Origin of the sequence: Catenulispora rubra (assembly GCF_015356825.1) — a bacterium.
Classification (GTDB): domain Bacteria; phylum Actinomycetota; class Actinomycetes; order Streptomycetales; family Catenulisporaceae; genus Catenulispora; species Catenulispora rubra.
Window position 1 is genome coordinate 17777 of the sequence record NZ_JAACYW010000147.1, and the last position, 10134, is coordinate 27910.

Here is a 10134-nt window from a genome sequence, read left to right on the forward strand (position 1 = left end):
TCATGCGCTCCTGCTCGCTGCCTGGCGGGCGAAGGCCAGTTGGTCCAGGTCCCTGAGCACCTTGTCGGCCAGCGCCGAGGCGGTGGCCGGCCGTTCGGCGATCAGCCGGTCGGCGCGGTTCAGGGACTGTTCCGCCTCCCGCAGCAGTTTCTGTTCCTGGGAGCCGCCAGCCGTCGGCGTGGTCAGCCGTTCCTGGTCTAGGACGTGCCGGGCTTCGGCGATCTTGGCGTTGGCCTCGTCGACCTGCCCCTGGTCGGCCAGCGGCGGGGCGCTGATCAGCGTCGCGGCCGCGACGAAGACCTCGATGGCACGCTCGGTCATGTCCCACGCGGGCGTGGCCGGCGCGGTCGCGGCGGAAGGGTAGACATTAGCCGGGTGGTCCCACAACCCGTCGGGCTGCTGGTGCCGTCGGGCGAGCAGGTGCTCCACCACCGCGTCCGTGATCTCGATCAGGCGGGCCCGGTTGCGTCGGCTGGTGCTCACCTTGGCGACCCGCAGCGCGGTCTTGCCCAGCGTGGCGGCGAAACCGTTGTAGGACCAGGCCAGCGCCGGCCCCTCCTTGTCCGATCCCCGCAAGGGCATCAGGACGCCGGGTTCGTGCAGCAGGACACCGCGGTCGTCCTCGGCCGCGCGTCGGCTCACCAGACCGCGCTGGCCCAGTTCCTCCAGCACCGCCACGCTCTTGCCGATGGTGCCGGTGTTGCCGCCGCCCTGCTGGGACTGCGCGACGATGGAGAGCACCAGCTCGGTGAAGTAGGGCGAACTCTGGCCGTCGGTGGACTGCCACGGCACATCCTCGATTGGCCAGCGGGGACCGGAGCCGAAGGTCGCGACCGTGGCCCAGTACTGCAGGGCCAGGCCCCAGCGCAGGCTCAGTGCCTCACGCAGGGACTGCTGCTCGGACGTCAACAGTCCCTGGCGGGTGGTGCGGACGGAGAAGAGGTCGGTCAGACCGTCGAGGGCGTTGACCGTGAAGTGCAGGACCGGGCGGGATTCGGCGACGCCGTGCGGCTGCTTCACGCCTTCGGCGGCCGGCAACTCGATGTCGGTGGCGTCCTCCGCCACCCCCCAGGCCCAACCGCATTCGAAGAAGCGCTCCGGATAGTCGCGCAGCATCCGCTCGTTCTCCGCCGGCAGACCGAAGGTCAGCTCCGGGAGCTTGTCGCGCACTGGCTGCAGCTGTTCGCGCAGGTCCTGGGTCAGTGTCCTGCTGCCGACGAGCCGGCCCTGGCTGACCGTGCGCAGCAGGATGGCCTCTGCGGTGGATTCAGGGTCCAAGACATTGACCACGAAGGAACGCAGCAGGCCGACCATGGCCGCGGTCAGGCGCGCGTCAATGGCCAAGACGGCGGTGTCGATCCGGCTCTGCAGGTCGCGCCGCTCGACCGTGCGCTGGAACTCCCGCAGGAAGCCTTTCGCCGACAGGCAGAGGGTGACAGAGATCGAATACGACTCGGTGACGTCGTAGTCGAGCTGCTCGGGCTTCACCTCGGCGCCTGGCTCCTCGGTCAGCAGGTAGGAACCGCCGCTGAAGGTCGGGCCTTCGTCGTCGGTGTAGCGCGCTACATAGGTCTCCAGCGCCTCCAGCACCCGCATCGGGATGTCCAGGCCGCTGCCCATGGGCTTGAGCGCAGCGAGCATGTCGTCCTCGATGGCATCCGGACGGTCGAGGCGGAAGCCGGGGACTTCGGTGGCGGGGTAGAGGAGGACGAGGATCTGCTCGGCGTCGCTAATGCTGTTGGACGCGTAGCGACCACCCCAGGCCCACTCCCCGCTGCTGAACGTCGCGCGCGCGAAAGCTCGCCACGTGTCCAGGATGTGTTGTCGTGGGTTCGTTCTCAAAGCATCCGCCCCTGCCCTGACCTGCCCCGATTGCACGTGTCCGGTCCCATGTCGCACCCAGGATCAGCACGGCGATGTCTGCCAGCCAGAGCCCATACCCACGATGACGTGTTCTGATACATCCAGGTGGCGGGATTCTGGGGAGCCGCACGGGGCCGCGGCGTGCGCGGATAGCATGGTGACCTGGAAACAGAGCTCTGACATGGTGATCTTCTCGGCTGGGAGGCCGCGGTGCGGATCGAACCACGGAAGCAGATTCTGGATATCTGGCGCTACATGCTGGAGTACTGTTACGTCGACGGCGAGTGGGTCTGGGGCGGTCGCGCCAAGTCCAACCCCATCGCCGACGCCGAACAGCTGTTGTGCTTGTTCTGGCCGATGACGCAGATCGGCACGTTCAGCGTGCATGATTCCGACGAGACGCAGGCCGACGTGGCCGCCGCGCTGCGTCCGTTCGGCGAGGCGACCCGGATCCCCCGTTCGCTCGTCGAGATCGCGCTCGAGTACTTCCGGAACCACACCGACGACGACGGCGAACCCCGGTTCGGGGCCGGCAGCTATCTCGAGGCTCTGGACCCGAACGCCACGGTGCCGACGGACGCGCCGACCCAGGATCTCGAAGTCGTCGACGCGTATTCGATGTCGATCACCCTGTGCCTGTCGCTGCTGTTCTTCGTGGACTCCCGCATGGAGCTGGAGATCCAGGCCAAGCACAAGGAGAACCTGCGCGACCTGCAGCGCCGGGCCTCGCGGCGGCTCACCGCGGCGATGGTCGGCATGCTGCGCAGTTTCGTCATCAACTCGGTGACCGCCGACTCCTCGGAGGGGCGCGCCATCATCGAGATGCTCCGCCAGGGCGACAGCACCGACGACGAGATGGCGAAGCGGTTGGGCGAGCGCTTCGAGCGCCTGCGCACCCAGATCTCCACCTCTCTGCGCCTCGGCCTGTCCGACGATGCGAAGCCTGAGAAGGACCAGCTCTTCGAGTGCGGTTGGAGCTGGGGCATCGCCGACGGTTCGAAGCCGATCGAGGAGGACTACGCCGTAGGGCTCAAGGTCTCCGAGAAGACCGGTTACGCGCAGTCCCGACCCTGGTTGTACTTCACCGTGAACGCGCTCGACGGCATCGTCGACTTCACCTCGCGGCGTGCCGCGGCCCTGAACGTCATGGACGACGGCCAGCGCGACCTCGCCGACGCGTTGTCCCTGCGCTGGGAGCTGACGCAGCGCTACTGGTCGACGGTCGCCCGCTTCGACGCGGAGCGCTGGCCGCTGGAGGACATCCCCTGGCGCACCAGTGACGGCCAGGAGTCCGACTACTACTCCCTCCTGGTCATGTCCGTGCTGATCCAGGACCTCGTCGCGAGAACCGCCACCGACGCCGACCTGCTCAAGGCGATCGGCATCCTCCAGGAGCTGGCGCAGCGCGGACGGATCACCCGCCGGATGTCCGAGGGCGACGAGGCGCTCGCGCTGCACTACCCAGGTGTGCCGCAGGGTCTGGGTGGCAGCAAAGAAGCCGTCGGCACCGCGCTGGTGTTGTACACCTCGGACTATGCGCCGCTGATCATCAAACGGTCGCTCCAGGCCGCACAGCTCACCGACGACGTCGAGGCCCGCGAGTCGCTGATGGGCCTGGCCGAGTCGGCCATGGACCATCTGTACGAGCGGCGGATGATGCGCAGCGGCGACCCCATCGAGCTCTGGGACGATCTCAGCACCTTCCCCGGCATGAAGGGCGTCAGGTTCGACCAGCCGTCGTGGTACCTGACCGAGCGCGTGGTCGAGGCGCTGGTCGCCACCGCGATCGCGTTCGAGCAGGAACCACCGCGCAGCCCGGTGATGTACGACTATCTGCTCAGGCTCCTCAACGAGGCGGACCACGTCTACAACCGGGAGCTCCTGCGGTCGAACGTCTTCGAGAAGACGGCGCTGCGCGACCGTCTGGAGGAGATCGGAACCCTGATCGCGCGGGCCCGTGAGCTCAGCAGGCGCCGTACCAGTACCGCGATCTCCAAGGCGGAGGAGGCGCTACGCCTGCTGGACGCGCTGGAAGTGGCTCGCATCGATGCCGGACGGAGCCGCTGACATGATGGTTTTCGCCTCGTCCGACAAGGGCGGTACCGGACGGTCCGTGACCAGCTGCAATCTGGCCTACCGGATCTCGCTGCTGGGCTACGATGTGGCTTATCTGGATTTCGACTTCGGTTCCCCCACCGCCGGCGCGATCTTCGAGATCTCGAACCTGGAGCGCGGCGCCGAAGAAGGCGGTCTGCATTCTTACATCCTCGGCAGAGTCACGAAGCCGATGCGCGTGGACATCAGGACTGTCACAAAACGCGCTGACATGAGGACGCGGCCTCCGGGCTCGGGCAAACTGATGTTGTATCCCGGGGACGTCGGAGGCGCGGAGTTCGCTCTGACGAAGCCGCACATCAAAAGGGCCATAGCGCTGTTCGAGCAGGTCGAAAGAGAATTCGACGTCTGCATCGTGGACCTGAGCGCCGGACGGTCGTCGGCGCTTGACATGTCTTTGCAGGCGGTTTCCCCGAACGTCCGTCCGCGCAGTGCCGATCCGGTAAGGTGGCTGCTGTTCCACCGCTGGTCCACTCAGCACGTGATCGCGGCCAGCGGACTGCTGTTCGAAAAGAACGGCATCGTCTCCTGCGCCGTCAACGCGGGATTCAAGGCGTCGGACTTCACGGATCTGGTCCGGACCATCCGTACCGCGGTGCCTGACAGCACGGTCGCCGGCAACGAAGTCGCCCCCGAGCGGGAAGCCTGGCTCCGCGAGAGCGACGCCGTCCTCAAGGACCTGGCGAAGACCCGCCACCTCGGGCAGGATCTGCTCGCCGGCACCACACCGTTGGAGCCGATGCTGCTCTGGCGGGAGCAGGTCATCATGGACGTCGACGTCAAGCACAACCTGGCCAAGCAGGCGACGACCGACGCCTTCGACAAGCTGGCTCACAAGGTGATCAACAATCATGCCTGGGAAGGCTTCTAAATGGTGACATACACGCCGTCCCGGGTTGCGGAATCGTCGGCTGTGGTCTTTCGCGAACACAATCGCGGTACGACAGTGAAGGATCTGTCGCTTTCTCATTTGTCGGTCGAGGTCGGCCATTTCTACATGGAAGACCTCGAGAACGGTGAAGAGCCGATCCTCGCTCAGTTCGAGCGAGTCAGACCATGGCTGGAAGCGGCCAAGGCATCGGCGATCTCCGGGGGTAGCAAGCCGCGCGTCAGCACGTGCTATCTCATCGACGACTACTTCCAGTCCTGGTCGGACGCCCCGGATATCATGGAAAAGCTTCTGCGTCTGTCGAATCAAGCGGGAGTGACCATCGACTATGTCGCCAGGGAATCTGCCTGCGCGCGTCGCAAGGACGGGTTCGTCGTGGCCGAGCTGCTGGCCACCAGGCTGCTGGAAGAGCCGGAACCGGACCAGGACACCGGCGGCCGTCCGCCGACCATCACGTCAGGCTGGCTCTCCAACGGCAGGCCCACCCGTGAGGCCACCATCCTGAACGCGATGGAGGCCCACACCTGGGAGGCGCCGCTGGAGTACGGCAAGCGCAACCACTCGATCTACGTGGACGTCGAACTGTGGCGGGACGGCGCGGAACCGGGGGCGGACCGCGAGGACATCCTGAATCAGCGGCAGTACTCCTGCCCTTTTCTGGCCGCGGTCTGGCAGCTCGTCCGGCTCGGCCTGCTGCGCAAGGACGGAGTCCCGGCGCTGGAGGTCACCAACTTCGACGGTGAGTGGAAGACGGAGTGGAGCCAGTTCCCTGACATCGTCAGGGTGAACCCCAACGCCGCGCCGTTCTACGCGTATCAGTCATTGAGCATCATGCCGCAGAACTTCCTGCCCATCGAGACCGCGGTGCGGAACATCGTCGACCATTTCGTGTTCCAGGAGGACGTGATGGCCAGGGTTGACTCGCGCGCACAACAGGAGGGCATTGTGGTGCCGGACGTCATCTCCCAGCGGATGAGCCATCACTTCCTGCCAGGCGAGAAGTGATGGCGCGACCCGTCGCGCCGTTGACGGAACCGGTAGCGCCACACCAGCCGCAGGTTGTCCTCGGAGCAGTGACGACCGGCCTTCTGAACACCTCGGAGCCGCTTCCCCTGGATGCTGCACGACAGGTGCTGGCGCTGGTCCCCGGCGTCCAAGCAGACTGGCGGCAGTATCCCGTGGAGCAGGTGGTATCTCCTGATCTGTACTTCGGCTTGGACTGCCGGCTGTCCGTCGACACCGGTTCCCAGCCGAGGATCATCGGGACCGCGCGGGGCCGTGCGGTCCTGACCGCCGGGCACTTCCTGCAGGGCTCGGCGCATGTGGATGTCCTGTTGGGCGCGTCGACGAGACGACTGCCCTGGTCCCACTACATGGCCCGCACCGGGGTCGCCGAAGCGATCAACAAGGCCCACCCCGCCGACATCGTGTCGGGATTCCTGCGGGACCGGCCGGGGAAGGCCCTGCTGGACCTCGGCAACACCGGCGCGCACGTGATGTCGCTGCTCGACCAGGCGCCGCAGATCGACCGGCGGGCCCGGCTCAAGACGCAGACCCACCGGCTGCTGTGGGCGGCGCAGGTCCAGGAGGACGTCCAACCGGACGGCCACGTCGAGGCCGGCGACGACGGCGTCTTCCGGGTCCAGATGTCCATGCCGTCGGCGCTGTTGCCGGATTTCATGGAAATGTGCGAGATTCTCGCACTGCACCACTGGTTGCTGACCGCGCTGAAAAATGCCTTCGACCGCTCCTCGCGGACCGGACCGAGCGCTGAGCGCGAACTCGAGGCGGCGCTGAGCTATCTCGCGCATGTCTGGAACCCGAAGGCACACCTGCCCCATGCAATGCGGTGGTTCTGGGACGCGCTGGAAGACGCGGCCCAACTGTCGTGGGAATGGCAGACCACTTTGACCCGAGTGAGGGACAAGGTTTCGCTGTTGACGCGAAAAGCCATCGAGGAGACCCTCCTGAAGGAGGTTCTATAGGGCCTGTTCGAGCTACCGTCAGCACGGACGGCGCGTGAACAGGATCTGTCGCGTATCGCCGAACTCGAAGGCCTCGCATTCGAGGGCACGGGTTTCAGTGTCCCCGCGCTGACGCGGCTTCTCGGCCCCTCGGGCGTGCCGTGGTTGGGACTGTCTGCGCGATCAAGCTCATGGTCAACCCACACAGCGTGCCGGGATGCGGGATGTCCCTCCGCGCCGGCTTCCAGGACACCGGTCGGTGGAAGGGCTGCGACATCGGTGACGGGGAGCGTCGCAAGATACTGACCCTGCTTCTACCGGTCGAGTGACTGTGAGTCACCTTCAAAAACGGCATGGTCCTTAGGGGGCGCGTGACGTGCTTCTTAGCTCTCATCGTCGCGAGATCTCGTCCGTGGTGTCCCGCTTGACGCTTCCGGCACATCCGAACCGGGTACATCCGGGGAGGAGATCGTTTGGCAATGGATGAGGACTCCTGGAGGAGAGACTTCGTGGGCGACCTTCCCCCTCCGCGGCTGCGCGGCGTCAAGAAAGACGACCTGCCCAGGATCGCCGAGTTGGAGAAGACCGCGTTCGGACCAAAAGGTTTGTCTCGCAACGGTCTCGACGTGATGTTCGATCCGTCGGGAGAACTGTGGATACTGGCGGAGGACGACGAGGGTATCTGGGGTTACTCGGTCAACCTTCGTACCGCAGACTCGACCGTGGGGTGGATCGCCGGGATGGCTATCCATCCCGCCCGACAACGGCACGGCTGGGGGCAGCTTCTGCTGCGGGCGACCATCGACCGCTTGCATGACTACGATATGAAAGTGATCCGGCTGCTGGTCAAGCCGACCAACAAGCTTGCCCGTCGACTCTACGAAAATTCTGGCTTCATCGACACTGGGGAGCGTGTCGATCATTTCGGGCCCGGGCAGTCTCGGATGGTCATGTCGTTACTGCTCCCCACCCGGGGCGATTGGCATCAAGAGCATTTGCCGGAAGTGCCGGTGGATCCGGATGCCTTCACCGTCACAGACGGAACCACTTCCGAATGAGCAGCACAAAGAACACGTTCCGCAGGATATCGCCGGTGTAGGTCTCCAGTTCCAACGGCGTTTCCCATGTCGGCGAGATGCCCTTCGTATCAGTCAAGCCCATCGGGTTCACGAAGTTCTGAAGCGCCATGAAAAGGGCGTCGCCGCGCGTGACTCCTGGGTTGCGCGGTAGATGCAGCAGGTAAACGGCGAATCCGGCGATGACGATCGCGATCCAGACCAGCAATCGCATCGGCTTATATCCGTATCCGACCAACCACCGCGACAGCTCCGAGACGCACCGCATCGGATGCCACCACGGATAGGTTCTGCGGTGCGCGTTGAGCTTCAAGTACTGACAGCGGTCTTCGGCTCGGGGGTCCTGGAAGCGCGCGTGGATGATAGCTGCTTCACGGAACGCCCGCTCCGCGAGTCGGGGAAGGCCCGTGGACAGCAGACTCTTGCCGGTCCGCTCAAGCGATTCGGCGATGACGCGGCCCTGAGCGTAAGCCAGGAGAAGTCGGCCGTTCGCCTCCGAGCGCGCGGCCAGCATCGTGGCTATCAGGTCGGCGTACGGTTGACTGAGGCGAGCGGTGCCGTCGTAGAACTCTTCGAGGACGAGTGGCCCTGAGCCGGTGGAGGACGCGGCCCTGGCGAAGCTTTGCTGCGCCCCGACCTCGATCCGGTCGAAGTCGGCAAGCGCCTCCTGCTCCCTGGAACTGCCACGTACGCGGCGGCGGCCCTCCGGCTCCGACCGCAGGCGCGGCAGTCTCGTCCGCTTGTACTGCTGCCCCAGCTCCAGATCCTCGGCGATGCTGTTGGCGTACGACTCGACCAGGGACTTGAACGTGGCCAGCCGTCTTTCGCCGTCCTGCTCCGTGGCCCCTACCACGTCTGGCCTGCGTGTCGCCGATCCACCGTATCCCCCTGCGAACAGCCGTGACCGAGTTCGAGTATGTCAGAACCGATACTCGTAAGGCGTCGTCACACTCAAAGCCCGAAACCCCAGCCGCTCCAGAATCGGCCGGCTCATGTCCGACGCGTCCACCTGCAAGTACTCGCACCCCAGCTCCGTCGCCACCTCCATCCGTCGCGCCACCAGTGCGCGGTAGATGCCGCGGCCGCGCCAGTCGGGGGCGGTGCCGCCGCCCCAGAGGCTGGCGAAGGCGGTGCCGGGGTGGAGGAGCATGCGGGCGGCGCTCACCGGGCGGTCGCCGGCCATGGCGAGCCAGGTCCAGACCGTGTCCGGGTCGGCGGCGAGGCGGGCCAGGGTGCGGGCGCGGGCTCGGTCGCCGCCGGTGCCGAAGGCTGCTTCGGCGGCTTCGGCGACCAGGTCGGCGTCGGCTTCGGTGGTGACGGGGCGGAGGGTGACGCCGTCGGGGAGGGTCACTGTCAGGCCGGCTGCGGACAGCTGTGTGATCTCCGCCACGAACAGGGTCTCGGGGTCGTCGGCCACGAAGCCGGCGGCGCGTAGGCGGGCTTCCAGGTCGGCGGGCTCGTCGTGGCGGTAGTGCTTCCATTCGAAGTCGGCGCCGAGGGTGCGGAAGTAGGCGATCTGCTCGTGGATCGCGGAGTCGGCGGTGGTGGCGTCCAGGTCGCTGTAGAGGACTCCGTGCCAGTCCGTGGGGCGTGCGCCGATCTGGCGGACGACGCGGTCGGCCTTCTCGACGCGCGCGCCGGGTTCGTCGGGTTCGGCGGTGGCCCGCATGCGCACGTCGAAGGTTGCGAGCAGGTCCTTGTCCGGGGTGGGGGAGGTCACCGGGCCAGCCCACCATCGGCGGCGTTCTACGGCAAACGGTTAACGGGATTAGAACAGGCGGTTGTCGCGCTGGTACCGTCGTAAGTGCCGACTACCTCGGACGGGAGAGACCCCCCGTGGGGCGCCGAAGGAGCAACCCTCCCCGGAAACTCTCAGGCAAACGGACCGTTCGAGCAGGCAACTCTGGAAAGCAGGGCCGAGCAGCAGGGAAGCCCTCACCGAAGGTGTAAGCCGTGGGCGCGACTGGTCTGGCGCTCCCGGTGAAACTCTCAGGTTCCATGACAGAGGGGGAGGACGGATCCGCGGGAGGCGCGAATCCACCACCCGACGTCTAAGAGCGTCCGCCTGAGAGGCCACAACAGTGACCGCAGTGCTCACGGATCTGCACGGCGCGGCCGGAGACGACTCCGCCGCCGGTTCCGGCGGTACGGTGCCGGCCCAGCCCGCGACCGGCCAGGACTCCCACGCCACCACCGCTGACACCACGGCTGCCACCATCGCTGCCAC

General features: G+C 66.2%; 8 protein-coding genes and 2 riboswitches. Of the genes, 5 read left to right on the plus strand and 3 right to left on the minus strand.

The window, feature by feature from the left end; genetic code table 11:
• Positions 1 to 1842, minus strand: a complete 1842-nt coding sequence (locus GWK61_RS32115; RefSeq protein ID WP_194915443.1) for an SCO2524 family protein — start codon at positions 1840 to 1842, stop codon at positions 1 to 3.
• Between the two features lie 231 nt (positions 1843 to 2073).
• On the opposite strand from GWK61_RS32115, the gene GWK61_RS32120 reads away from it, so the two are divergent.
• From GWK61_RS32120 to GWK61_RS32140, 5 genes are all read left to right on the plus strand, one after another.
• The gene (locus GWK61_RS32120; RefSeq protein WP_194915444.1) at positions 2074 to 3930 is read left to right on the plus strand and encodes an SCO2524 family protein; all 1857 of its coding nucleotides are present in this window, start codon (positions 2074 to 2076) and stop codon (positions 3928 to 3930) included.
• A 1-nt stretch (position 3931) separates the two neighbouring features.
• Positions 3932 to 4849, plus strand: a complete 918-nt coding sequence (locus GWK61_RS32125) for an SCO2523 family variant P-loop protein (protein WP_194915445.1) — start codon at positions 3932 to 3934, stop codon at positions 4847 to 4849.
• The gene (locus GWK61_RS32130; protein ID WP_194915446.1) at positions 4850 to 5872 is read left to right on the plus strand and encodes an SCO2522 family protein; all 1023 of its coding nucleotides are present in this window, start codon (positions 4850 to 4852) and stop codon (positions 5870 to 5872) included.
• A gap of 68 nt (positions 5873 to 5940) precedes the next feature.
• Complete coding sequence (locus GWK61_RS32135) at positions 5941 to 6852, plus strand: SCO2521 family protein (protein ID WP_194915447.1); 912 nt, start codon at positions 5941 to 5943, stop codon at positions 6850 to 6852.
• Positions 6853 to 7340: 488 nt separating this feature from the next.
• Positions 7341 to 7889 carry a GNAT family N-acetyltransferase gene (locus tag GWK61_RS32140; RefSeq protein ID WP_194915448.1) on the plus strand — a complete coding sequence of 183 codons (549 nt, stop codon included), beginning with the start codon at positions 7341 to 7343 and terminating at the stop codon, positions 7887 to 7889.
• Here the strand turns inward: GWK61_RS32140 and GWK61_RS32145 are convergent.
• Complete coding sequence (locus tag GWK61_RS32145) at positions 7864 to 8760, minus strand: hypothetical protein (RefSeq protein ID WP_194915449.1); 897 nt, start codon at positions 8758 to 8760, stop codon at positions 7864 to 7866. The two genes, GWK61_RS32140 and GWK61_RS32145, sit on opposite strands and share 26 nt — an antisense overlap.
• Before the next feature lie 66 nt (positions 8761 to 8826).
• A complete protein-coding gene (locus tag GWK61_RS32150) occupies positions 8827 to 9627 on the minus strand; it encodes a GNAT family N-acetyltransferase (RefSeq protein WP_323747848.1) in 801 nt (266 codons plus the stop codon).
• Positions 9628 to 9718: 91 nt separating this feature from the next.
• Positions 9719 to 9805, plus strand: a riboswitch (glycine riboswitch).
• Positions 9806 to 9922: riboswitch (glycine riboswitch) on the plus strand.
• Positions 9923 to 10134 lie beyond the last annotated feature (212 nt).

What these genes read in the sequence shown, in the direction of transcription:
- GWK61_RS32125 (WP_194915445.1), top strand. Translation starts at nt 3,932, where the DNA reads ATGATGGTTTTCGCCTCGTCCGACAAGGGCGGTACCGGACGGTCCGTG.
- GWK61_RS32130 (WP_194915446.1), top strand. Translation starts at nt 4,850, where the DNA reads ATGGTGACATACACGCCGTCCCGGGTTGCGGAATCGTCGGCTGTGGTC.